The 23,435-nt window shown below is 66.2% G+C and carries 24 protein-coding genes and 1 tRNA gene; 13 read left to right on the top strand and 12 right to left on the bottom strand.

Annotated elements, in window-relative coordinates:
• Positions 1–73 precede the first annotated feature (73 nt).
• From E0T84_RS01380 to E0T84_RS01400, 5 genes are all read right to left on the bottom strand, one after another.
• Entirely contained in the window at positions 74–487 is a 414-nt protein-coding gene (locus tag E0T84_RS01380) for a DUF6262 family protein (RefSeq protein WP_036432609.1), read from the bottom strand.
• Positions 484–2,724 (bottom strand): tyrosine-type recombinase/integrase, encoded by a 2,241-nt coding sequence (locus E0T84_RS01385; RefSeq protein ID WP_072279042.1) that lies wholly within the window; start codon positions 2,722–2,724, stop codon positions 484–486. Before E0T84_RS01385 ends, E0T84_RS01380 begins: the two co-directional genes overlap by 4 nt.
• Positions 2,711–3,916: a tyrosine-type recombinase/integrase gene (locus E0T84_RS01390; RefSeq protein ID WP_036435507.1), complete on the bottom strand. Its 1,206-nt coding sequence runs from the start codon at positions 3,914–3,916 to the stop codon at positions 2,711–2,713. The genes E0T84_RS01385 and E0T84_RS01390 overlap by 14 nt, the downstream gene beginning before the upstream one ends.
• 22 nt (positions 3,917–3,938) lie before the next feature.
• Positions 3,939–5,195: an ImmA/IrrE family metallo-endopeptidase gene (locus tag E0T84_RS01395; RefSeq protein WP_070930154.1), complete on the bottom strand. Its 1,257-nt coding sequence runs from the start codon at positions 5,193–5,195 to the stop codon at positions 3,939–3,941.
• A 64-nt stretch (positions 5,196–5,259) separates the two neighbouring features.
• Positions 5,260–5,973, bottom strand: coding sequence for a hypothetical protein (locus E0T84_RS01400; protein ID WP_049234150.1), 714 nt, complete (start codon positions 5,971–5,973; stop codon positions 5,260–5,262).
• A gap of 184 nt (positions 5,974–6,157) precedes the next feature.
• Between E0T84_RS01400 and E0T84_RS01405 the strand changes: the two genes are divergently transcribed.
• From E0T84_RS01405 to E0T84_RS01430, 6 genes are read left to right on the top strand one after another with little or no spacing between them, the layout of a single operon-like run.
• Positions 6,158–6,322: a conjugal transfer protein TrbB gene (locus tag E0T84_RS01405; protein ID WP_249383537.1), complete on the top strand. Its 165-nt coding sequence runs from the start codon at positions 6,158–6,160 to the stop codon at positions 6,320–6,322.
• Positions 6,319–7,104 (top strand): type II secretion system F family protein, encoded by a 786-nt coding sequence (locus E0T84_RS01410; RefSeq protein WP_138743536.1) that lies wholly within the window; start codon positions 6,319–6,321, stop codon positions 7,102–7,104. Before E0T84_RS01405 ends, E0T84_RS01410 begins: the two co-directional genes overlap by 4 nt.
• Positions 7,101–7,691 (top strand): type II secretion system F family protein, encoded by a 591-nt coding sequence (locus tag E0T84_RS01415; protein WP_138743537.1) that lies wholly within the window; start codon positions 7,101–7,103, stop codon positions 7,689–7,691. Before E0T84_RS01410 ends, E0T84_RS01415 begins: the two co-directional genes overlap by 4 nt.
• Positions 7,692–7,718: 27 nt before the next feature.
• Positions 7,719–7,922 (top strand): DUF4244 domain-containing protein, encoded by a 204-nt coding sequence (locus tag E0T84_RS01420; RefSeq protein ID WP_138743538.1) that lies wholly within the window; start codon positions 7,719–7,721, stop codon positions 7,920–7,922.
• 50 nt (positions 7,923–7,972) lie between these two features.
• Entirely contained in the window at positions 7,973–8,245 is a 273-nt protein-coding gene (locus E0T84_RS01425; protein ID WP_138743539.1) for a TadE family type IV pilus minor pilin, read from the top strand.
• Positions 8,246–8,261: 16 nt separating this feature from the next.
• Positions 8,262–8,582: an Rv3654c family TadE-like protein gene (locus E0T84_RS01430; protein WP_249383538.1), complete on the top strand. Its 321-nt coding sequence runs from the start codon at positions 8,262–8,264 to the stop codon at positions 8,580–8,582.
• Position 8,583: 1 nt separating this feature from the next.
• Here E0T84_RS01430 and E0T84_RS01435 read toward each other — a convergent pair whose 3' ends face one another.
• The gene (locus E0T84_RS01435) at positions 8,584–9,609 is read right to left on the bottom strand and encodes a PAS domain-containing protein (RefSeq protein ID WP_070185941.1); all 1,026 of its coding nucleotides are present in this window, start codon (positions 9,607–9,609) and stop codon (positions 8,584–8,586) included.
• 301 nt (positions 9,610–9,910) lie between these two features.
• On the bottom strand, positions 9,911–12,277 hold the full coding sequence (locus tag E0T84_RS01440; protein WP_138743541.1) for a DEAD/DEAH box helicase: 2,367 nt from the start codon (positions 12,275–12,277) through the stop codon (positions 9,911–9,913).
• Between the two features lie 297 nt (positions 12,278–12,574).
• Here E0T84_RS01440 and E0T84_RS01445 point away from each other — a divergent pair, with 297 nt between their 5' ends.
• The 3 genes from E0T84_RS01445 (at position 12,575) to topA (ending at position 16,410) form a co-directional block, all read left to right on the top strand.
• Positions 12,575–12,778 (top strand): cold-shock protein, encoded by a 204-nt coding sequence (locus E0T84_RS01445; protein ID WP_003882601.1) that lies wholly within the window; start codon positions 12,575–12,577, stop codon positions 12,776–12,778.
• A gap of 97 nt (positions 12,779–12,875) precedes the next feature.
• Positions 12,876–13,469 carry a hypothetical protein gene (locus E0T84_RS01450; RefSeq protein ID WP_138743542.1) on the top strand — a complete coding sequence of 198 codons (594 nt, stop codon included), beginning with the start codon at positions 12,876–12,878 and terminating at the stop codon, positions 13,467–13,469.
• Positions 13,470–13,572: 103 nt separating this feature from the next.
• Positions 13,573–16,410, top strand: a complete 2,838-nt coding sequence (gene topA, locus E0T84_RS01455; RefSeq protein ID WP_138743543.1) for a type I DNA topoisomerase — start codon at positions 13,573–13,575, stop codon at positions 16,408–16,410.
• Positions 16,411–16,415: 5 nt separating this feature from the next.
• Here the strand turns inward: topA and E0T84_RS01460 are convergent, their stop codons facing one another.
• Complete coding sequence (locus tag E0T84_RS01460) at positions 16,416–18,053, bottom strand: adenylate/guanylate cyclase domain-containing protein (RefSeq protein WP_171054872.1); 1,638 nt, start codon at positions 18,051–18,053, stop codon at positions 16,416–16,418.
• 49 nt (positions 18,054–18,102) lie between these two features.
• Between E0T84_RS01460 and E0T84_RS01465 the strand changes: the two genes are divergently transcribed.
• Together E0T84_RS01465 and E0T84_RS01470 are read left to right on the top strand one after the other, a co-directional pair.
• Entirely contained in the window at positions 18,103–19,311 is a 1,209-nt protein-coding gene (locus E0T84_RS01465; protein WP_138743544.1) for a DNA polymerase III subunit delta', read from the top strand.
• Between the two features lie 56 nt (positions 19,312–19,367).
• Positions 19,368–19,440, top strand: a tRNA-Thr gene (locus E0T84_RS01470).
• Positions 19,441–19,467: 27 nt separating this feature from the next.
• Here E0T84_RS01470 and E0T84_RS01475 read toward each other — a convergent pair.
• Positions 19,468–19,887 carry a DUF1761 domain-containing protein gene (locus tag E0T84_RS01475; RefSeq protein ID WP_138743545.1) on the bottom strand — a complete coding sequence of 140 codons (420 nt, stop codon included), beginning with the start codon at positions 19,885–19,887 and terminating at the stop codon, positions 19,468–19,470.
• Positions 19,888–19,940: 53 nt separating this feature from the next.
• Here E0T84_RS01475 and E0T84_RS01480 point away from each other — a divergent pair, with 53 nt between their 5' ends.
• Positions 19,941–20,588, top strand: a complete 648-nt coding sequence (locus E0T84_RS01480; RefSeq protein WP_138743546.1) for a helix-turn-helix domain-containing protein — start codon at positions 19,941–19,943, stop codon at positions 20,586–20,588.
• A gap of 10 nt (positions 20,589–20,598) precedes the next feature.
• Positions 20,599–21,129 (top strand): hypothetical protein, encoded by a 531-nt coding sequence (locus E0T84_RS01485; RefSeq protein ID WP_138743547.1) that lies wholly within the window; start codon positions 20,599–20,601, stop codon positions 21,127–21,129.
• Here E0T84_RS01485 and E0T84_RS01490 read toward each other — a convergent pair.
• The 3 genes from E0T84_RS01490 to E0T84_RS32055 form a co-directional block, all read right to left on the bottom strand.
• The gene (locus E0T84_RS01490; protein WP_070943838.1) at positions 21,126–21,494 is read right to left on the bottom strand and encodes a carboxymuconolactone decarboxylase family protein; all 369 of its coding nucleotides are present in this window, start codon (positions 21,492–21,494) and stop codon (positions 21,126–21,128) included. The genes E0T84_RS01485 and E0T84_RS01490 overlap by 4 nt on opposite strands.
• A 28-nt stretch (positions 21,495–21,522) precedes the next feature.
• Positions 21,523–21,915 (bottom strand): hypothetical protein, encoded by a 393-nt coding sequence (locus E0T84_RS01495; RefSeq protein WP_138743548.1) that lies wholly within the window; start codon positions 21,913–21,915, stop codon positions 21,523–21,525.
• A gap of 119 nt (positions 21,916–22,034) precedes the next feature.
• Complete coding sequence (locus E0T84_RS32055) at positions 22,035–23,402, bottom strand: EspA/EspE family type VII secretion system effector (protein ID WP_138743549.1); 1,368 nt, start codon at positions 23,400–23,402, stop codon at positions 22,035–22,037.
• Positions 23,403–23,435 lie beyond the last annotated feature (33 nt).

Genomic DNA, 23,435 nt, shown 5'->3' on the forward strand with positions numbered 1-23,435 from the left:
GTGAGCTGGACACCGTCGCCGCGCGCGCGGGTCAGCTGGGATGCTCCGGAATGACCGCCCCACGGTGAGATGATCAGGTGATCTGTTCGTGAAGGGTGTCGAGTTGGCCGTAGAGCAGCTCGATCGTTGATTGTTGTTCTGCCACGGTGGCTTTGAGTGCGGCGATCTCTTTGTCTTTGGCGGCGAGCCGGTGGCGCAGCGCAGCGTCGATGCTGGTTTCGCGGCCGGCCGGTGCTGGCTGGCGGGCGGCGGGGCGGTCGCGGTACTGCTTGATGAGGGCCACCAGGTCGTCGTGTTTGTAGATGGTCTTGCGGGACACCTTGGCGCGGCGGGACACGGTGGAGAAGTTGATGTCGGCGTTGGTCTTGCGCAGGTAGGCGATCGCTTTTTCGACGGCACGCCGCTTCTCATCGCTGCGGCCGTCGCGGTATTCGGCCAGCGCATTCAGTGCTTTCTGGGTGGGTGGCGGCGGCTTGGGGCGACTCATCGCGGCGTGTCCGGGTCAGCCTTGCGCAACACTGATTCGTGGCTTCCGCGGGCAGCAGTCTGCATCGTGGGTGCCCGGTTGGCGGTACCCGCACCGGCGACGCTGTTTGCGCCGTCATCGGTCACGTCGTCGCGGTGGAGCCGGTCGAGGATGGCGTCCAGGGAGGCGATTTCGCGTCGACGCTCATGGATCCACACGTTGTCGTCGGTGAGCTCGCGCCCGGTGCGGGCACGGTACTGTTCGCGGCGGACGTCGATCAGTTTCAGGGTCCTGGCGCGTTGGTCGACCAGTTCGTCGAGGTGGGTGGCGTCGGTGGCGAAATGCCCGCATGACAAGCAGGCGTTGCCTTTGTCGCAGGTGGCTACCGGTGGCAGCAGGCATACCCCGTTGGGCAGCACCCGGTCGGTGCGGGCCGAGAGCTGGGTCATGTCGTAGATGTCGGACGGGCTGATGGTGATATCGGTGCCATGGGCGCCGATCTTTTTGTGCCGCAGGAACTCCGCTTCGGCGGTCGCTTGCAGGGTGGCGGCATAGCGCAGGGTCATCGCCGGGGAGGCGTGTCCGAGATAGCGCTGCACCACATGGATCGGGACGCCGTCGTTGAGCAGCTCGGTGGCCCGGGTGTGGCGCAGCCGGTGGGTCTGGGAGAACCGCAGCGGGTGGCCGGCGGTGTCGGTGAGACCGTGGATGTTGTCGAGCCGATTGAGGATCCGGCTGTAGGAGTCATAGCTGCGTGGTCGTTGGCCCTGGTGCTGGTAGCGCACCCCGAGGAACAGGTACTTCGTCTCCAAATCCGGGTAACGCCGCCGGATCCAGTCTTGCTGTTCGCTGATCACGTTGACCACGGCCTGCTCGACCAGAATGGTGGGCACCACCCCGTCGACTTTGGTCTGCTGGTAACGCAGTTTGGCCACGAACCCATCGGGAACGTCGGTGGCTCCCGCGGGGCGGTCATGCCCCGGGATCGGCTGCAGCGGGTCGAAATCGAGCATCAGAATCTCCGAGGCCCGGCGCCCGGTCAACGCTTGCAGCAGCCAGATCCGGGCCGCTTGCGGATCGCCGAGACCAGCCACGACCGAGATGGTGGAATCGGGATGGGTGATGACCACCGGTTTGCCCGCATCGGCGGCCAGCACGTCGAGATAGCACAGCATCCGCTGCAGCTCGGCGGTCGAAAACCAGGTCAGCTCCCGGCCGCCGGTAGGGCGTCGGCTGCGAAACGCCGCACCCCACAACCGGGTATGGGTGTCGGTCAACCGGCTCCAGCGAGGATCTCCGGTCGCTGCCGCGGCTTCCTCGGCATGGTCCACCATGAACGTGTAGAACATCTGAATCTTGGACTGGACGACCGCGATCGTCGCCGCCGACAGCGGACGCTCCGGTTTGGCCCGCGCGGCAGGTGATTTGAGGTATTCGGTGAACTCGGTGAACACCAGCCGCAGCGCCGCCCGGTCGGTGCTGATCACCGGATCATCGATCCCGCGTTCGACCAAGAATGGACCCAGATGGCGGGTGATGCCGCGGGTGCGGCCGATCACCGACGACCAGCGCAGCAGTTCAGCCGTCAAACAGGTGCGCAGCCAGAACCGCACCCCTTCACGCAGCCAGACCGGTTCGATCCCTCCGAGGCGGGCAACCTGGTCATGGCAGGGTTCGTGCTCACGCTGCGGGATGCGGGGATCAGCGTCCAGATCCCAGATGTCATGAGCCCACCATGGCCGGTCGGTGCAGCGGACCGACACGTACAGGTGCAGGTGCTCGATGAAACTGGCCACGTTGCGCCGAAACCCGGCCGAGGGCAGCCGACCGGTGCGGCGCTCGAACTCGCGTACCCCGTGACGCACGATGGCCTCGGCGCTCAGATCAGCGACACTGACCGGGTAACGCCGGTGCCGTTGGTGGTAGTCGGCGGCGGCGATGCTCAGTGCACCGCTGGTCCATTTCAGCAGCGACGGTTCGATCTTGCGACGTTCTTCGTGTCCACACAGCCACACCCACCACGCGAGCTCCTCGCACAACCGTTGCGGCACACCCTGCGGGGTGAAGTCGTGGCCGTCCGGGGTGGGCCGGTAGCGCGGGTTGCGCTGAAAGACCGTGTTGGCCGGGCCGGTATCCAGGTGATAGACCAGCCTGCGCCACTGCGGCGGCACTTGTTGCCACTGCTGTGTCCACCGATCCCCGGCGGCACCGCGCGTCGGTGGGGTATGCGCTGGTGCAGGACTGTCATTGCCCGTCACGGTTCACCTTCCACCCAGCGACATAGTTCTTCCATTCGGCCAGCGTGCGCATCTCGGCGTCGGCGGTCACCCACCCGTAGGTCGACAACGTGGTCTGCACGTCGGCGTGACCGAGACGACGCATCACCACATGCACATCCACCCCAGCCAGCAACAACGCGGTGGCGTGGGTGTGGCGCAGCCAGTGCGGCGTCCACTGCTCAGGCAGCACGCCGGTTCGGCGCGCGGTGATCAGATCCACCTTGTCGTAGATGGTTTCCGGTCGCAGCGGGGCATAGCGCACGCCTCGCACCAGGTTGACAAACACGAAACACGACGCCAGATCGCCGACCGTGACATCCGCGCCGGCGGCCACCAACTGCCACACGTACTCGGTGTAGAGGGCGACCAGATCGTCGCCGATGTAAATCCGGCGCGGGCCCGATTTCGCGCGCACCCCGTGCGGATGATCATCACGGCCCGCCACCATCACCGATGGGGTACCGCCACCGGCAATATCAAAATCACTGTGGCGCAACGACAACGCCTCACCGAGCCGCATCCCGGTTTCGGCCAACACCGCGAAGAACAACCGGTCACGCAGCCCCGCCCCGCCGCCCGACCATTCACCCGAGACCGTCTGGACACTGCACGCATCCAAGATGGCGTTGACCTGCACCGGCAGCAGCACCGGTGTTTCGGCGCGCTGCAGGCCGCGGAGCCGGTGAATCGGCCCGTCCTGCTCGCGTTTCGGGCCGACCCCGGCCAGAAACGGTGCATAGCGGCCCCGCCGGGACGTACGAGCATGACTGGCGTACAACCGCCGGTAGGGGCGCACCAGGTCATGGGCATTGGCGAAATACCGGTACATCGACAACACCGCCGCACTGCGCGGCAGCAGCGAGGATTCGGCCAATCTCTGCTCCGGTTCACCGATACGGGCCACCCCAGGCAGATCCCCGGTGCGCAGATAAGCCAGGAACTGGCCAAACAGACTGGTGGGGAAGTCATCCCACGCGGTACCGGTACCCTCCAGCACCGTCCACCACGCCGCCAGCCCATAGGCATAGGCGCGCAGCGTGTTCGGTGAGCCCCCTTGGTTGCGCAGAAACGTCAGGTACTCGCGCGCCGGGGCCACGGGCAGCTTGTCGACGCCGACCACCGTGTAGGTGGGTGGCCGGTCCTCAAAGCGCACCCGCTGCACCTGTGCCACCGTCAGCCGCACCCCACCACATTCACGATGGCCTGCCCTTACGGAAATCGTCCAACCGGATCACCTGGGAGCCGCCATCGGCCGGTGGGGCCGCGGTGCGGCCATGGCCGACACTGGCCGCGACCGGATTATGCTCGGCCGCCGGCGCCGGCCGCTGCGTGGCCAAAAACCAATCCAGCACATCAGCGGGATAGATCATCGAATCCCGGGCGCTCAGCATCCGCACCGACGCGCCGCCGTAGCAGCGCTCCACCCACTTACGCAGCAGCCGGGGCCGCTCCGGGACGCGGTCAGCCCACCCCGGTTCCGTCATACCCCACGTGTGCCCGGTATCCGGGTTGATCCGTGAATGCAGCTGGGTGGTCAACATTTTCGCCCGATCCGGCGCGATCAGCCCCGAATCCCGCAGATGCATGATCAACGACCCCAACGACAGACCCCACTTGGCTTTGAGCGGACGCAGATTCAACAGCGACATCACCCGCGGCAACTCACCGGCGATGACCCCTGCCGGGGCCAACAACTCGGTCGCGAACCGGTTTGCCTCCAACTCGTCGGCGGCACTGACCGAGCAATAGGCGTGACTGTGCAACACCAAATGACCGAGCTCATGGGCGACCGTGAACCGGGTCCGCTCCCACGAGTCGCTATCCCTCAACACCAGCAGCGGCCGGTCCCGTAACCGGCCCACCCAACTCGAATACCCCAAATGCCGCTCATCACGAGAACGCCCACCGGTAGCGGCGAATTCGCTTTCCCATTCACCGGCGACCCGGCGCCGGACAATCACCGGAGCACCCAGCCGCTCGGCCTCATACATCAAATCGTCAAGCGGCTCATCGGGTTCCAGTCCCATCGCCTCACGCAGACGTGCTGCGGCCACCGTGATCGAACTGTGTGCCAGCTCATCGGGACTGACCGTCGGAACCTTCACCGGAGGCAGCTTCGACCGGCCATCGAGCTCACCGAGAAAATCGCCTGCCAACGACGCGAACGTCGCCAGAAACTCCTGCTCACCCAACGTCATTGACTTCGGCGCCCGAAACAGCAACTCGTTCGCGGTGATCCGTGTCCGCGGCTCCGAGCTGAAAAACGCTGCAGGAAACCGGAACAACCCCGCCAGCAACGCAACATCGCCGTCGTCGAGCCGCACCGTCAGCGACTTCTCAATCTGGGACTGCCGTGACGTACTCCAGCCTGTGGCTTCCACCACCGACCGTGCCGTCATCCGCCTCAACAACCGGGCCTGCCGGACCCGTGCACCAAAAACCTCAATCATCGTGCGCTCAATTCAACGTCACCGGGTTGGGAAACCCACATGCACCCAACACTGTGCACGATGGCTACGACGATTTCGGCGGACCGTCCTCCTCGTCCTGATCGCTCGCAGCGTCCTCGTCGACCTCGGCGAAGTCGTCGTCGCGGCGCCGTGTCCCGAAAGTCCCCGGTCCCGCGCCCTCCCGACGGCTCCCGCCGAGACCAACATTGAATGAGCGGTCCTCCATGATCGGCGGCGGCAACGGTGTCCGACCGTAAAGAACCTCCACATTGTCGAGGAGTAGTCCCGCCGCGAGGACCGCGCCGCCGAAAAACCCGCGACCGTCCGGCCACCACAACAGGTATTCCCGATACTTCTGCGGCTCGGGAATACCCTCTTCGCCACCGATCGGGTGACCCAGCACCTCCTCGATGCTGTACTGCTCCCCACCCGGCACAAACGGCACAGTCTCGATCAGCTGACCAGTCCGCCGATTGCGCGGATGCTTGCGCACATAAATCCGCGAGCCCTTCCCGTCGAGCAGAAGAACTCCCATCCCGTTGCCCGCCTTGACTTTTAGAGTCGAATCGGGAGTCTCCCGCCGTAACCGCGATAGCAGAAACGTTTCCAACACCGAGCACGACACCGTGATCGGTCGCACATTGCTGCCCTGATCGACAAAACGATCTGGGACTTCCGGATGCCGCGCAGCCAGATCCCCATGCGCCTCGCCCAAAACCTGAGCATGCTGCCGGACGAGTTCCTCCACCAACTGCTGAGGATCGTCGTGTAGTTCCATGGGGTAAACATTTACCCCGGTATCCCACACTCAACCTCGCGCCACGCCGCTGCCGGTCGGCAAAATTTTGGCTGCTCATACCTAATAGGTTACATGTATGCGTGGATAAAACTGCACTTCAACACACCTTTAAGGCGTGTTTTGAGAATTTAACGCCTGATAAGAGCAGCAGGTCCTGTTGCACGTGGGCCGTGACGGCGCCGGGCAGCGCAGGCTCGCTGAGATCGCCGTGCTGCGCCGGGGCAACCGCGGGGATCTGGAGGTCGTGACGGCCTGGCATGCCGATACCGGATTGGGTTGTGGCGCAGACGCTCTCAACGCGCTCGTCGACCGGCGCGGGGCATCGTGACGGTGAGCACCCTGGCATTGGCAGCCGCACTTGTGCTCTGGCCGGCCACACCCAGGCGGACCGCAGCACTGCGGCGGATGGATTCACCGGTCCGGCGACGGGCGCGGGCGGCACCGGCGGTGGTGCTCGTTGGTGTCGTTCTGGCCTGGTTGATGCCGCTGCCGGTCGCGCTGGCGGGGGTGGTCGTGGCGGGCACCGTGGCGATACGCCGCCGGCGCCGTGTCGCCCGGCGGCTACGACAGCGGGAATCCGCGGCACTACAGGCCGCCCTCGACGTGTTGGTCGGTGAGTTGCGTACCGGAGTGCACCCGGTCACCGCTTTCGCGACCGCCGCCGGCGAAGTTTCCGGCCCGGTGCGCCACGGCATGGGCGCGGTGGCGGCCCGGGCCCGTCTGGGAGCCGACGTCGCTGCCGGTTTGGACGACGTCGCGCAATCCTCACAACTTCCGATGCACTGGGAACGGCTCGCTGCCTGCTGGCGCTTGGCGCACGCGCATGGACTCTCGATCGCCACCCTGATGCGCACGGCCCAGCGCGACATCGTCGAGCGCGAACGCTTTTCCGCACACGTCGACGCGGCGATGGCGGGGCCACGGGCAACGGCGGCAGTGCTCGCCGGACTGCCGGTCGCCGGGATAGCGCTGGGCCAGCTGATCGGTGCGCGGCCCCTGGCGTTCCTCTTCAGCACGGATGTCGGCGGCGCGCTTCTGGTGGTTGGAGTCCTGCTGGCCTGCGCCGGTTTGATGTGGTCGGACCGGATCACCGAACGGGCGCTGAGATGAGTTGGGCAGCATTGTTTCTCGCCGCTGCTCTCTTGGTCGGATCCGATCCCGTCCGGGTGCGCAACCGTGCTGCGCCAACGCCACGCCGGCGCTCTGACCTCCGGCGGGTACCGGCAGACGGGCCGCTCGCGGCCGCCTCGACGTTCGATCTGTTCGCCGCGTGTCTGTCCGCGGGCCTGGCTGTGTCCACGGCAGCTGCGGCGGTCACCGCGTCGGCTCCGCAGTCCCTGGCGCCGTTGCTGCGCCGGGCGGCTGAACTGCTGGCGCTCGGGGCCGATCCCGCACGAGCTTGGGCCGGCGGTCAACACGGGAATGCTCTTGTGCCCCAGGACAAGAACGCCGAGGCGCTGTTGCGTCTGGCCCGCCGGTCCGCCGCTTCCGGCAGCGCCTTGGCCGACGGCGTGGCGGAGCTGGCCGCCCAGACGCGACACGAGGCCGCCACGTCCGCCGATGCGGCGGCAGAACGTGCCTCGGTTCTGGTCGCCGGTCCGCTCGGGCTGTGCTACCTGCCGGCATTTCTGTGTCTGGGTGTCATACCTGTGGTCGTCGGTCTGGCCGGCGACGTACTGGGCTCAGGACTGATGTGAATACACACCGCAAAGGAAGGAAAGATCATGGCAGGAAACATGATTCAGCGTGCGAACGCCAGGGCGGCACTGCTGATGCTCGACGAATCAGGGATGAGTACCGTCGAGTACGCGATCGGCACCGTCGCCGCCGCGGCGTTCGGGGCGATCCTGTACACCGTGGTCACCGGGGACTCGATCGTCACGGCGCTGACCAACATCATCAGCCGGGCGTTGAACACCAACGTCTAGATGACCGGGGTGCGGTCACCGTCGAGGCTGCGTTTGCGCTCGTATCGCTGGTGGCGGTCCTGGGGTTGTGCGTCGGCGGCCTCAGCGCGGTGGGCACGCAGATTCGCTGTATCGACGCGGCACGTGAAGCGGCCCGGCTGGCCGCACGTGGGGAGGGCGAAGTGGCCACCGCCACGGCTCGCCGGGTCGCACCATCGGGTGCGGTGGTGCATGTCGGCCGGGACGGCGATTTGGTGGTGGCCCGGGTCAGCGCAGGCACGATGTTGCCGAGACTCACGCTGTCCGCCGAGGCGGCAGCGGTTCCCGAGCCCGGCGTCGGGTGAGCGAGGATCGGCCACCGTGCCGGCCGCGGCCATGGTCGCGATGCTGATCGCGTTCGCCACGGGCGCTGCATACCTGGGCGCTGCGGTGACGGCCCGGCACCGGGCTCAGGCCGCGGCGGACCTGGCCGCCCTGGGTGCTGCAGGCGCTGTGGTTTCCGGCCCGGATGCGGCGTGCCGGCAGGCCACCGAAATCGCGGCTCGAATGCGGTCGGTCGTCGCGAGCTGCCGGATCGAGGGGCTGGATGTGGTGCTCGAGGTGACGGTCCCGGTGCATCTCGGGCGCTGGGGAGCCGGGCCGGCCCGAGCATCGGCCCGGGCTGGGCCGGTGGATCCGTGATCTAGTCGATGGGGTCGAGGGCTGCCGCGGCAACCTCGTCGTCGGTGGGCAGCCGCATCGATATCAGCCCCGCGAAGACGTTCTCGTCGAGCTCGACCCGGTTGATCGTCATGTGTACGGGTCGCCAGTCGCCACCCTCGGCACGCATCCGCAACACGGCGGTGGTGGTTCCGCCCGAGAACTCCGTGGTCATCCGGGCCATGTGGCGGGCGTCGGCCGGGTGGACGCGGGCCTGCCCGCCGTCGCGGTTGCGCCAGTCGAAGAACGGTGCGGGCTCGTCGAGCCACTTCAACAATTTCCAGTTGGCCAGATCGACCAGGGCCCGGTGTACGCCGGGTTGCGCCAGCCCGTTGAGGATGCGCTGGGCCAGGCTGTCGGGCTGTTCGACGGGCGCTTCCCGTTCACTGCGCCAGTTCATCGCCCGGGAGAGCAGTTTCTCGGAGCCGTCTTCCTGTGGTTCCAGCAGGACGCGGGCCACGAATCCGACGGTGATGGGTTCCCCGTGGTGGTCGGTGACGTCCCAGGTGGTGCACAAGGTGTGGCCGACGACGGGCTTGATCGTCATCGCCAGGACCCTGGCCTCGGTGCCGTTGAGGTACTTCGCCGGTAGGTCGTCGGCGAACGTCCGGTCGTGGGTGGCTTCGGTTTCCGGATTCATGCCGCTGTTGAGCAGCGATTCAGGGGTATCGGTGGCCACGCCTGCGGTCAGATCCCAGACCAGCGGGCCCGGAACGGGGCGTTGCGGCGGTTCGGCGTCGCGCGGCCCGATCCAGATGTGCACGCCGTGGATGTGTCCGTCGGACATCCGCACCACCTCGGTGCGGATTACGCGGTCATTCTTGGGTGTGATGGTGCTGAGGCCCTGGCCGGCCTGCACGGTTTCCCTGATGGCGCTCTGTATTGCCATCAGGTGCGGATTTCGGCGCAGAAACACACTGATCGGGACGAGGTTCTTTGTCTGAAGACCTCGTGCGACGACCACAGGCTCGCTCCCCAGTGTCTCCACGAGCAGCCAGTCGTGGTTCATGTGCGGCATTTTACCGGCGGAGTGCCCACCTACCTGCACACCCGACGGCGCAGCCGACGACGAGCTGACGACGACGGAATCCGTACCGCAAACTGCGGATCACGGTCGCGGGTGGGCGAACCTTGCCGCCGTCGGGTTGCAAACATGGGTGAGTTCACGTAATTTGCCACTGCGCCCGGCCTCCGGGATTGGGAACGGATCGCGTTGTCCGACCGTTCGTCGCAACGTCTGTGTGTTCGGCGTGGCGGAATGCAGCCACGTGGTTGTCGATCCGCGGAGTCGGCCGTCGAGGGGTCGGTCGTCAACGCGGTCGGGGGATGGACGCTGAGGACGTACTCAGCGCGCCGAGCACCAGGCGGAGCACCTTCACCGCGCCCGATTTGTCCAACGGATCATTGCCGTTGCCGCACTTCGGCGACTGCACACACGAGGGGCAGCCCTGCGGGCAGTCGCACGCCTCGATCGCATCGGCTGTCGCGCCCCACCAGGTGCTGAGATTGCGGAATCCGCGGTCGGCGAAGCCGGCACCACCTGGATATCCGTCGTAGACGAAGATCGACGGCAAACCGTCCACCGGGCCGACGGCCGTCGACACCCCGCCGATGTCCCCGCGGTCGCAGCTGGCCACCAGCGGCAACAGTCCGATCGACGCGTGTTCGGCGGCATGCAGGCTCCCCGGCACCGAAAGTGGGTCAATACCGCTGTCCTGTAAGGCTTCCGGAGTGATCGTGCACATCACGGCCATGGTGTCCAGGGTGCTCGGCGGCATGTCCAGTTCCACGAAATCGATGACTTCACCGTCGAGGCGGCGGCGCAGGTAGCCGACCACGGTGTTGGTGACGGTCACCGGAACCAGGCCGACGGTGACCGGACCGAACGTGGCGCGCTCGCCGGGACCGGTGACCGATATGTCGGTCAGCTCCCTGGCGAATGTGCTGTAACCGGGGTCCGCGGCGTACACGAACGCGACACCGTCCTCGAACGACAACGAGTCGACCAGATATGTCTCGCCCTGGTGCAGGTACACCGCACCGGGGTGCAGCGAGGCTGCCGCCCGGCCGGCGCCGGTGCTTCCCAGCATCCGTCCGGTATCGACTTCCAGGATCGCGATCTGGCCGCCGCTTGAGCCGCGGATGTCGACCGCGGGATGCGGATCCACCCCGGGGGCGGGGAAGTAGCCGCCCGGACGTTTGCGCAACAATCCGTCGTCGACGAGGGTGGCGGCCACCGACTCGGCGTCCCACAGCCGCACCTCGGCCTCGGTGAGCGGCAGCTCTGCTGCGGCACAAAGCAATTGCGGGCCGAGAACGTGCGGATTCGTCGGGTCGATCACCACCCGCTCGATCGGCTTGTCCAACAAGGCCGCCGGGTGGTGCACCAGGTAGGTGTCCAGCGGATCGTCCCGGGCGATCAACACGATCAGCGCACCCTGCCCGCGCCGGCCCGACCGGCCCGCCTGCTGCCAGAACGAGGTGACGGTGCCGGGAAACCCGGCCAGCACCACCGCATCCAGCCCGGCGATGTCGATGCCGAGTTCGAGCGCATTGGTGGTGGCCAGCCCGCGCAGCTGTCCGTCGGTCAGGGCGTGTTCCAGCTCGCGGCGGTCCTCGGCGAGATAGCCGGCTCGGTAGGAGGCCACCTGGTGGGCGATTTCGGGTGCGGTGTCCTCCAGCCGGGCTCGGGTTCCCAGCGCAGTCAGTTCTGCGCCGCGCCGGGACCGGACGAACGTCAAAGTGCGTGCGCCCTCGGTCATCAGATCGGCCATCACCCGGGCCGCTTCGGAACCGGCCGAACGGCGCACCGGCGCCCCGTTCTCCCCGGTGAGATCCTCCAGCAGCGCCGGCTCCCACAGTGCGATCGTCCGCGCCCCCTGCGGGGAGCCGTCTTCGGTCACCTCGGCCACGGTCTGCCCGATCAACTCGGCCGCGGTCTCGGCCGGCGATGCCGTGGTGGCACTGGCGAAGATCACCGTCGGCGTGGAAGGGTCAGCGCCGTCGGCCGAATATCTCGCACACAGCCGCAGCAGTCGGCGCAGCACCATCGCCACGTTGGAACCGAAAATGCCGCGGTAGTAATGGCATTCGTCGACCACGATGTACCGCAGGTGGCGCAGGAACACCGCCCAGCGGGCATGGTTGCGCAGCAGCGACAGATGGATCATGTCGGGGTTGGAGAAGATCCAGCGGGAGCGCTCCCTGGCGAACCGGCGCACCTCGGTTGCGCTGTCACCGTCGTACGGTGCGGGTGCCACATCGCGCAGCGCGGCCACGGTCTCGGTCAGATTCTGTGCCGTGCGCAACTGGTCGTGGCCAAGCGCTTTCGTCGGCGACAGGTAGAGCACCCGGGCCTGCCGGTCCTCGGCCAATGCAGACAGGATGGGTAGTTGGTAGGCCAGAGACTTGCCCGACGCGGTTCCGGTGGAGACGACGACGTGGCGTCCGTCGTGGGCCAGCTCGGCGGCGGCCAGTTGATGTGACCACGGTGCGGTGATTCCGCGGTCGGTCAACGCCTGAACGACCTCCTGATGGGCCCATTGTGGCCACTGTTGCGGTTTGCCGTGTCGCGGAGGGATATCCGCAACATGGCGTAGCGGATCTTCGCCGGCCGGGGTGCCCTCGACAGCGCAAGCGAGCAGCTCACGGCCGAAATCTGACCCCTGATCCAGCACTGTTTGTCCTCCTGCGATCTACCCCGCCGACGGCGGCCCGGATTTATAAACGAATTGTTCACCACGCGCCGCACGCCAAGACTGTCGCAGTCGACCCGAACATGGTTGACTGATCACGGTCGCAGCTTCTGTGTTTGTACTCGCACTCGCAGGATCGTCGTTGCGATCGCGGTTCCTGCGAGGGTTGTAGGTCGGGTCAGTTCCGGGCGACTCCACGAAGGATGGCGGTCGGAACGGGCCCGGTACATCGGAAGTCGGTGGACCGCACCCGGTTGAAAGAGAAGGAAAGAACAAAAGATGCCACAGGGAACTGTGAAGTGGTTCAACGCGGAGAAGGGCTTCGGCTTCATTGCTCCGGAGGACGGCTCTGCCGACGTGTTTGTCCACTACACGGAAATTCAGGGCAGCGGATTCCGCACCCTGGAGGAGAACCAGAAGGTTGAGTTCGAGGTCGGCCAGAGCCCCAAGGGGCCGCAGGCCACGGGTGTTCGGGCCATCTGAGCCAAGCAAACCCAACGGGACACCCCCGCGAGAGTCCACATCGGACACCGCGGGGGTGTTCTCGTTTTTGCGGCTCGAGCTGGCCTAGTGTCGATTTGTGAGCCAGCTGTCCTTCTTCTCGGCTGAGTCGGTGCCGCCCGCGGTGGCCGACCTGACCGGGGTTCTCGCCGGCCCGGGGCAGGTGGTGCTGGCGAGCGTCGGCGGCCGGCAAGCGGCCCGGATTTCGGTAGTCGTCGACGAACTCTGGCGCGCCCACGGCCTGGCCGAGATGATCAGCGACGCCGGGTTGGTACCAGAAATCTCCCGGACCGACGAGGACAACCCGCTGGTGCGAACCGCACTGGATCCCCAGTTGATGCTGATCGCACGGGCGTGGACCAGGGGGGCGGTCAAAACAGTCCCGGCCGGCTGGCTACCCGGTTCCCGTGAGCTGCGGGCCTGGACGCTGGCTGCCGGCACGTTCGAGGCGGACGACCGCTATCTGCTCGGGTTGGACCCGCACGCGCCTGACACCCACGCGGCGCTGGCCGAGGCGATGATGCGGGTGGGGATTGCGCCGACATTGATCGGGACCCGAGGCTCGCATCCCGCGCTGCGGATCAGTGGGCGCCGACGCCTATCACGCCTGGTGGAGAACGTCGGGGAACCGCCCGGGGACGCCGCGGCGGTGGCGCACTGGCCTCGTATTTAATGATGCACACGCGGAGAGCCGGTTTGCGTAGGCTCGCGCGTAATGCGAAATTGTCAGTTGCCGGGCTTGGCGCGGCGACTAAAGAAGTGGAGCGTAGGCACAGTTGGCTGGCGATAGCGGCAGCGGTAGCAAGGGCAATGTCCGGCGACTCGTGATTGTGGAGTCGCCGACGAAAGCGCGCAAGATTGCCGGCTACCTGGGCTCCGATTATGTGGTGGAATCTTCCCGCGGGCACATTCGTGACCTGCCGCGCAATGCCGCTGACGTGCCCGCGAAGTACAAATCCGAGCCGTGGGCGCGCCTCGGGGTCAATGTCGACGACAACTTCGAACCGCTCTACATCGTCAGCCCGGACAAGAAGAGCACCGTCACCGAACTCAAAGACCTGCTCAAAGGTGTCGACGAGCTCTATCTCGCGACGGACGGTGACCGCGAGGGCGAGGCGATCGCCTGGCATCTGCTGGAGACCCTGAAGCCGAAGGTGCCGGTGCGGCGGATGGTGTTCCACGAGATCACCGAGCCGGCCATCCGGGCTGCCGCCGAAAACCCGCGTGACCTGGACATCGCTCTGGTCGACGCGCAGGAAACCCGCCGCATCCTCGACCGGCTCTACGGCTACGAAGTGTCGCCGGTGCTGTGGAAGAAGGTGGCACCGAAGCTGTCGGCGGGCCGGGTGCAGTCGGTGGCCACGCGCATCATCGTGCAGCGCGAGCGGGAGCGCATGGCGTTCCGCAGCGCCGGCTACTGGGATGTCAGCGCCGAGCTGGACGCATCGGTCTCCGATCCGCAGGCCACTCCGCCGCGGTTCACCGCCAAGCTCAACACCGTCGACGGCCGCCGGGTCGCCGCCGGTCGTGATTTCGACTCGCTGGGGCAGCTGAAGAAGCCCGACGAGGTGCTGGTGCTCGACGAGGCCAGTGCCGGAGCGCTGGCTGCGGGGCTGCGCGGCGCCCAGTTGGCCGTCAGCTCCGTCGAGCAGAAGCCGTACACGCGCCGCCCCTACGCGCCCTTCATGACGTCGACGCTGCAGCAGGAGGCCGCTCGCAAGCTGCGGTTCTCCTCCGAGCGCACCATGAGTATCGCGCAGCGGCTGTACGAGAACGGCTACATCACCTACATGCGTACCGACTCGACGACGCTGTCGGAGTCGGCGATCAACGCGGCGCGTAACCAGGCTCGGCAGCTCTACGGCGACGAGTATGTGCATCCGTCGCCGCGGCAGTACACCCGCAAGGTCAAGAACGCCCAGGAGGCACACGAGGCGATTCGTCCCTCCGGTGACGTGTTCCAGACCCCGGGCCAGTTGCACGCGCAGCTCGAGACCGACGAGTTCCGGCTCTACGAGCTGATCTGGCAGCGCACCGTGGCCTCACAGATGGCCGACGCCCGCGGCACGACGCTCTCGTTGCGGATCGCCGGAGCCGCTGCCGGTGGCGAGCAGGTTGTGTTCAACGCGTCCGGCCGCACGATCACCTTCCCCGGCTTCCTCAAGGCCTACGTCGAGAGCATCGACGAGCTGGCCGGCGGTGAGTCCGACGATGCCGAGAGCCGGCTGCCGAACCTGACCCAGGGGCAGCGCGTCGACGCCGCCGACCTGACCGCCGACGGCCACCAGACCAGCCCGCCGGCCCGCTACACCGAGGCCTCGCTGATCAAGGCCCTCGAAGAGCTGGGTATCGGCCGCCCGTCGACGTACAGCTCGATCATCAAGACCATCCAGGACCGCGGCTATGTGGCCAAGAAGGGCAGCGCTCTGGTGCCGTCCTGGGTTGCCTTCGCCGTCGTCGGCCTGCTGGAGCAGCACTTCGGCCGGCTGGTCGACTACGACTTCACCGCGGCCATGGAGGACGAGCTCGACGAGATCGCCACGGGTCAGGAGCAGCGCACCAACTGGCTGTCGAACTTCTACTTCGGTGGTGAGCACGGTGTCGAGGGCTCGATCGCCCGTTCCGGTGGGCTCAAGCATCTCGTGGGGGGCAACCTCGAGGGCATCGACGCACGAGAAGTCAACTCCATCAAGCTTTTCGACGATGACGAGGGTCGCGCGATCGTGGTTCGGGTGGGCCGCAACGGGCCGTACCTGGAGCGCATGGTCATTGATCCTGAAGCTCCGGACGGCGCCTTGAAGCCGCAGCGCGCCAACCTCAAGGATGCTCTGACACCCGATGAGCTGACCCTTGAGCTGGCTGAAAAGGCTTTCGCCACACCGCAAGAGGGACGGGTGCTCGGTGTCGACCCGGCAACCGGACACGAAATCGTGGCCAAGGACGGGCGATTCGGCCCCTACGTCACCGAGATCCTCCCGGCGCCTGAGGAGGGCCCCGACGACGGCACAGCGGGGACTCCGGCCAAGAAGGGCAAGAAGCCGACCGGGCCCAAGCCGCGCACCGGATCACTTTTGCGCACAATGGATCTGGAGACGGTGACGCTCGACGACGCGCTCAAGCTGCTGTCGTTGCCCCGCGTGGTGGGGGTGGACCCGTCGAACAACGAGGAGATCACCGCGCAGAACGGGCGCTACGGCCCATACCTCAAGCGCGGCACCGACTCTCGCTCACTGGCCACCGAGGAACAGATGTTCACCATCACCCTCGACGAGGCGCTGAAGATCTACGCCGAGCCGAAACGCCGTGGGCGCCAGGCTGCTGCGGCCCCGCCGCTGCGTGAGCTGGGCACCGACCCGGCCTCGGGCAAGCCGATGGTGATCAAGGACGGTCGATTCGGCCCGTACGTCACCGACGGTGAGACCAACGCCAGCCTGCGCAAGGGCGACGACGTGCAGTCGATCACCGACGAGCGGGCTTCGGAACTGCTGGCCGATCGCCGGGCCCGCGGGCCGGCGAAGAAGGCCGCCAAGAAGGCACCTGCGAAGAAGGCTGCAGCCAAAAAGACCGCAGCCAAGAAGGCCCCGGCGAAGAAGGCTGCCGCCAAGAAGGCGTGAGGCCGCTAGCTGGAGACGTCGCTTTCGGTTTCGCGTTCCAGATCACGCGGCAGCACCAGATTCATCGGGCGGGCCAGCTGAGTGGGCACGGTGCGTCCGCGTAGTTCGACGATCTCGCCGACGTCCCAGCTCAGCGCCTCGGCGTCGAGTGCGCCGCTCACCGCGATGGCGGAGGCCAGCACGTGGCCCTCCTCGAGTTTGGCCAGCTCGGTCAGGCGGGCGGCCTCGTTCACCGGGTCACCGATCACGGTGTATTCGAAGCGGGCCTGAGCGCCGATGTGCCCGGCGATCGCACGCCCGGCTGAGACACCGATACCGAACTCGATATCGCTGCCCAGCACGCTGAGCAGCTCGTCGTGCAGCTCGCGGGACGCGGCCAGCGCGCCACCGGAGGCGTCGGGATGCTCGATGGGGGCACCGAAGATGGCCAGCGCCGCGTCGCCCTGGAACTTGTTGACGAACCCGCCGTGACGGTTGACGGTGTCGACGATGACGCGGAAGAACTCGTTGAGCAGGTTCACCACGTCGCCGGCCGGGATCGTCGATGCCAGGTGTGTCGAACCGACCAGGTCCACGAACAGCACCGCCACGTCGCGTTCCTGCCCGCCCAGCTCGGTGCCGCGCTCCAAGGCGCGACGGGCCACGTCCTCGCCGACGTAGCGGCCGAACAGGTCACGCAACCGTTGCCGCTCGGCCAGCTCGCGCACCATGTCGTTGAAGCCGGCCTGCAACAGACCGAGCTCGCTGGCGTCGTAGATCTGCATGTGGGCGTTGTAGTTGCCGCGCTGCACCTCGCCCAGCGCCCAGCGCAGCTGGCGCAGCGGGTCGGCGATCGACATCGCGACCAGCACAGTGCTGGACAATCCGATCACCAACGCGGCGATGGCCAGCAGTAGCAGCGGCGTGATCAGCCGGTCCGCCGATGCGGTGAGGATCGAGAACTTGCTGGCCACCAGGGCCAGCACGATGGCCAGGACCGGAACACCCGTCGACAGCACCCAGGTGAGCACCTGGCGCAGGATCACCCCGGGGGCACGGAAGTTCTCCGGCACCCCGCCGCGCAGCGCGGCCACCGCGACCGGCCGCAACACCCGCTCGGACTGTAGGTAGCCGATGATCGCGGTGGCGGTCGCGCCCAGTGCGGTGGCGACCAGGACAACGGGCGCGGACTTACTGGCCACCGGCCAGCTGGCCACGATGAACACGATCGAGCCGAGGAACCAGTTGGTGACGCTGATCAGGGTGCGGTAGAAGGGCATCTTCAGCGCGCGCACGCGGGCCAACTCGGTGATGGCCGGGTCCGACTTGGACAGCAGGGTGTCGCGGCGCTGCCAGCGGATCACCGGGATGAGCAGCCGCAGCGCCAGGTAGGCGCCGATGGTGAACGAGATGAACAGGTAGCCCAGGAAGATCGCCAGGTTGAACACCGGCAGGTCCTGGAGCTGGATGCGGTCCTCGGGCGGCAGGCCGAAGCGCAGGAAGCCCAGCACGAACAACGCGCCGATGATGTCGGCCTGCAACATGCCCAGCGTGAACACCGGCCACGGGGTGCGCGCCACCCATCGCGCGAATGCACCGATTCGCGCGATGGGGATGGGCTCCGTGGTCACCCGTTCACCGTATCGGGCCGCGGGGACGTTCAGCGCCTGCTGTGACGCGGTTGTGTCGGCTTGACCACTACTGTTGGGGACGATGAGCGGGGTGTTTTCGCGGCTGGTGGGTCAGCATGCGGTGGAACAGGAGCTGGTGGCGGCCGCATTGGCGGCCCGGGGTGATTCGCCACACAGTGGTACCACCGTCGGGACCATGACGCATGCCTGGCTGGTCACCGGCCCGCCGGGCTCCGGGCGTTCGGTGGCGGCGCTGTGTTTCGCGGCGGCCCTGCAGTGCACGTCAGAGGGGACACCGGGGTGCGGTGAGTGCCGCGCGTGTACGACGACGATGGCCGGTACCCATGCCGATGTACGCCGCATCGTGCCCGAGGGCCTGTCGATCGCGGTCAAGGAGATGCGCGAGATCGTTCAGATCGCGTCCCGGCGGCCCGGGACCGGCCGTTGGCAGGTGGTGGTGATCGAGGACGCCGACCGGCTCACCGAAGGCGCCGCGAATGCCCTGCTCAAGGTGGTGGAGGAGCCGCCGGCCTCGACAGTTTTCCTGCTGTGCGCGCCGTCGGTGGATCCCGAGGACATCGCGATCACCCTGCGCTCGCGCTGCCGGCACATCGCGTTGACCACGCCGTCGGTGGATGCGATCGCCGACGTGCTGATTTCCGGCGACGGGCTGCCCGCCGACGAGGCCCGCTGGGCAGCGTCCGTCAGCGGCGGCCATGTGGGCCGGGCCCGACGACTGGCCACCGACCCTGAGGCCCGGGAGCGCCGTAAACGCGCGTTGGGGCTGGCCCGGGATGCCGCGACACCGGCGCGGGCCTTTGCGGCCGCCGAGGAGATGGTCGCGGTCGCCGAGGCCGAAGCGCTGGCCTTGACCGCCGGACGCAACGAGACCGAGACCGAGGAACTCAAGACCGCGCTGGGGGCCGGTGGCACCGGGAAAGGCACCGCGGCCACCACCCGCGGGACCGCCGGCGCGCTCAAAGAGCTGGAGCGGCGGCAGAAGTCCCGTCAGACCCGGGCCTCACGTGACGCGCTGGACCGGGCGCTGATCGACCTGGCCACCTATTTCCGTGATGCGCTTTTGGTGTCATCCGGAGCGTCGTCGGTGACCGCGAATCACCCGGACATGGCCGAGAAAGTGCAGGCCATGGCCGACCACGTGCCCCCGGACCGGCTGCTGCGCTGCATCGAGGCGGTGCTGGAATGCCGTGAAGCGCTGGCCATCAACGTCAAACCGAAGTTCGCGGTCGACGCCATGGTGGCCACCGTCGGGCAGGCGCTGCGAGGGTGACTTTGGAGGCTCGGGCACGGCTGTCGTAGACTCGTGCCGCCCGGTTCGCCGAGCGTGCCACCTTAGCTCAGTCGGTAGAGCAATTCACTCGTAATGAATAGGTCAGGAGTTCGATTCTCCTAGGTGGCTCTCTTTTTTGGCGTACGTCTGTGCCCGCTACGCCAGCAGGCCGACGGCAAGAGTCATGCCGACGAACAGCACCAGCTGATACGCGCTGTTGATCACGGTGAGCTGAGCAGGCTTCAACTCGAACGCGTTGTGCTGTGCCAGCGTGGACAGCGACAACCCGAGCCAGGCCGCAATTCCGACGGCTACTGCGAGCCAGAGCGAATCACTGCCGAAGAATCCGAACGTGATCGCGCAGGCGACGGCGAGCGCGAGCGCCGTGACGACCAGTGACGCCAGCAGAATTGCGAAGGGGCGCTTGCCGACTCGCTCCGAGTCAGCCTTGGTCACCCCGGTCAATTTCCGCCAGGCGCTGCCGGCCAGGCCCCAGTCGCTGTACCAGACGAACGCGATCGCCATTCCGACTGCGGTTGCGACGACCACCGCCCACCAATTGATGCTCAATTCCATCCGGATCGTTCTCCTTGTTCGGCATCTACGCAGTGAAGTTGATAAAATCAAGTATGGTTGAAAATATCAATCAAGGTGGCAAGATTCCCCGTTCCTACGGGCAGTTCTGTGCTCTCGCCCGGTCGCTCGATGTCGTGGGCGATCGTTGGACGCTTCTGATCGTGCGAGAGCTGCTTCCTGGGCCGATGCGCTACGGCGAGTTGAAGACCTCGCTCGCGGGGATCGCCACCAACCTCCTGGCGGACCGGCTTCGCACCATGGAGGCGAACGGAATCGTCGAACGCCGCCTTGACGACACCGGGGTCGTTTACGGACTCACGCCTTGGGGGGCAGCCCTCCGTGAGCCGATGGAAGCTCTGGGACGGTGGGGCGTTCCACTGCTGGAGTCGGGGCGCGGCGACGACGCGTTCCGGCCTCGCTGGCTCACGCTCGCTCTGCCTGCGCTGCTTCGCGGTGTCACGGCCGCACCGGCCGTCGAGCTCGGGATCGAGACCGACGGCTTCCTCATGACCTTGCGCATCGATGAAGACGGCCCGAGCGCGTATGTCCCAATGGAGCGGCCCGGCACGGTCCTGACCGCCTCGCCCGATGGCGTCGTCGCACTCGCAGTCGGAGCGATCACCGTGGACCAAGTGCTCGCCGACGGCGCCTTCCATGGGGACGTGAAAATCCTGCGTTCGGCGTTCCCGCCGGGCCGTTAGGCTCACCGCTATGGCGCGGATCGTGGTGGGCGCGGCCCTCGTGGCAGCGGTTTCGCTGACATCCCCGGCGGCGGCGGCCGACCCGGGGCACATCCCGGATCTGAGCGGCTACACCGCCGTCGATGTCCACGACTACAACACGTACTACAACTACCCGACGACGAACGGCGCGCAGTTCGTCACTCCGGGCGGGTACCGATGCCGGATCACCTATACCGGCCGTGCCAATCCGCCCATGAAGCAAGCCTTTTGCTGGGGTGAGCTGCCCGGTACTTCAAGCAACTCGGTCAACGTATTCGCGGCCATGGACCTCGATCCGGCGACCTTTTCCACCGTCGATCTCGCGGCCATGGAGAAGTACATGGACTACAAAGAGCCGCGGGACCGCACGGTCGACCCCGCCGATTACAAGTTGCTTTCCGCCGGCAGCAAGCTCGACCACCCCGATACTGGGACGTGCGCGGTCACCGAAGTGAGCACAGTGTGCGTGATCGGTGACCACGGCTTCGAGCTCTCGGCGAAGGGCAGCCGCGTCTTCTAGTCCTTGCTCAGCGCTTCACGCGCCACGTTGCGGGCGGTGTTCGCGGCAGGGAATCCCGCATACCCGCTGGCGTGGTAGATCACCTCGGCGATCTCGTCCTCGGTGAGGCCGTTTCGGAGGCCGATCCTGACGTGCGACTCGAACTCATCGGTGGCCCGCAGGGCGATCAGAATGCCCATGGTCACCAGGCTGCGATCACGTCGGCTCAGCCCGTCACGGCTCCACAACCGGCCGAAGACATTGTCGACGCCGATGGCCATCAGCTCGTCGCCGAATCTTCCGTCGGGTTCGACAACATTCGACGGCAGGTGCGGCACCATCTCTTGCAGGACCCGTAGACCTTGTTCACGTACGTCGTCAGTCATGCCTGCCAGCTTGGCATGAGGTTCGGGCCTACTCCCCGGCGGCGGTGATGACGATGATCGGTGCGTCCTCAGCCAGGAATGCCTTGGATTTGATCTTGGAGCTGGTGAATGCCGCATCGAGTTGATCACTGGCAAGGAAGCCGCCTTGCGGCAGCGAATCGTGCAACGACTCCCAGACCCCGGGCCGGTTGGTAGTCGGAATCGGACGGTACCTCGTCTTCAGATCCTCGGCGACGGACGGAGTCAGCTCGACGATGCTGTCGATCCAGTATAGGGACGGCCCAGGTACTTCGGGATCGCCCATGTCTCCGCTGACCCACGATGCGGCGACAGGCGACCCGAGCGCGGGGAACCGTTTGGTCAGCGGCTCCAGCTCATGTCGGACTGGATTGGACGTGGTCTTGGCGGCGGGAGCGGTCACGGTTCTCTCCATCTGTTGCCCATTGTTTGAACTGGCGGCACATGCTGAAAGCGCGAAGACGGCGGCCAATGTCAGCGGCAGGGCCACAGCGCTTATCCTTCTCATCCCAACAGAATTCGTCACGGCAGTGTCACTCCTCCGGTGTTGCGATTGTTGTCGGGCGGCCGTACGCCGCCTGGACTGCCTCTGCCGTCCACACGGTCCTCACGGCCGGGATTAAACTGTGGCTGGCCTCCCTGATCAGCGCTTGGCGCACTGCCCAATTCCCAGGTGATGGTTCGGGTGACTTCCCCGTGGGAGTCGAATGGCTTGGCCCATCCCAGTTCGGTGAACCTACCGTTTTCGTTGTCAGATGCTCCGGTGCCGATGTCCGCCTGGCCTCGATTGAAGTTGTAGTGGTCTTCGGCGTGCACCGTGACTGTCATCGTGACTTTGTTGCCGTCAACCTTGACGTCCGCGCTGCTCCACTGTTGGTATCCACCAACGGCTTTTTGCCAGTTTTCTGTGGTGGGGTAGTTCGTCGTCGGATTCGGATCGCCGGTCATCGAGAACGATGTGTTGCCTGCCCGGATCAACTCCTCGGCTCCGCGCTGCGCTCGGCTGATCTGATCGTCGACGTTGGCGCGGATGCCCGGATCCTCGCGGTAGGCCTCCTCGTAGTCGAATTCGATTGGCTTACCGTCGTTATCCCAATAATGCCGGTACATTTGGGTTGCGTCATCGAGGTCCCCACGCAGCAATCTGCCGCCTGCGAGCTTTGCCTCCCATTCGGCCCGCTTCAGGTAATCATGTAGACCGGGCTCTGCGGAGTTGTACTCGAAGTCCTCGTCCCAACTGATATCGGGTTTCGTAGGGGGGCCGATAACAAACTCTGGTCCGCCGGGCTCTCCCGGTCCAGACCCTGGCTCGCCCGGCTTGTCATTGGGTTTCTTCTCATCCTCGGGCTTGTCCTGCGGTGAGTTGTCCTCCCCGTCCCGCGCGAACTTTTGATTTGTCAGACCCTCGTACTCGTTCTTTATCCCACTGACGCGCAGGCCGATCTTGAGCATGTCCCCATTGGCGGTGCTGACGGTGTTGTTGACCTGCGTGATGCCTTCTTTGGCTATCGGGATCAGGCTTTTCTCGCGGGTTTGGGCGCTGAGTGAGCTGGGCAGGGAGTTGACCGCGCTATCCACCCAGGACTTCGTGTTGTCGAGTTGCGTGCGTCCGTTGGTGACGATGTTGGCCGCGTTCGTGATCTCGGCAGACATCTTCTTGTCGAGTTCAGCAAGCTTGCCGTACACCGCGGCATGTTGTTGGTTGGCTGCGGCGTAAGCCTCGGCGCCCTTGCCTTGCCAGCCATCATGCTGGGCGGCCGATTCGACCATGCCCTTCATCTTCAGCAACTGGGAGCTGCCGTCATGTTGGCTGCCGTCGGTAGGTGTGCCGACTCCGAAGGTTTCCCGCGCTTTGTTCCACGTCGAATAGAAGCCATCCAGCGCGCTCACAGAACGTCCCCCTCGGCAGGATCCCGACAGTCG

It is taken from the genome of Mycobacterium sp. DBP42, assembly GCF_005924235.1.
Taxonomy (GTDB): Bacteria; Actinomycetota; Actinomycetes; order Mycobacteriales; family Mycobacteriaceae; genus Mycobacterium; species Mycobacterium syngnathidarum.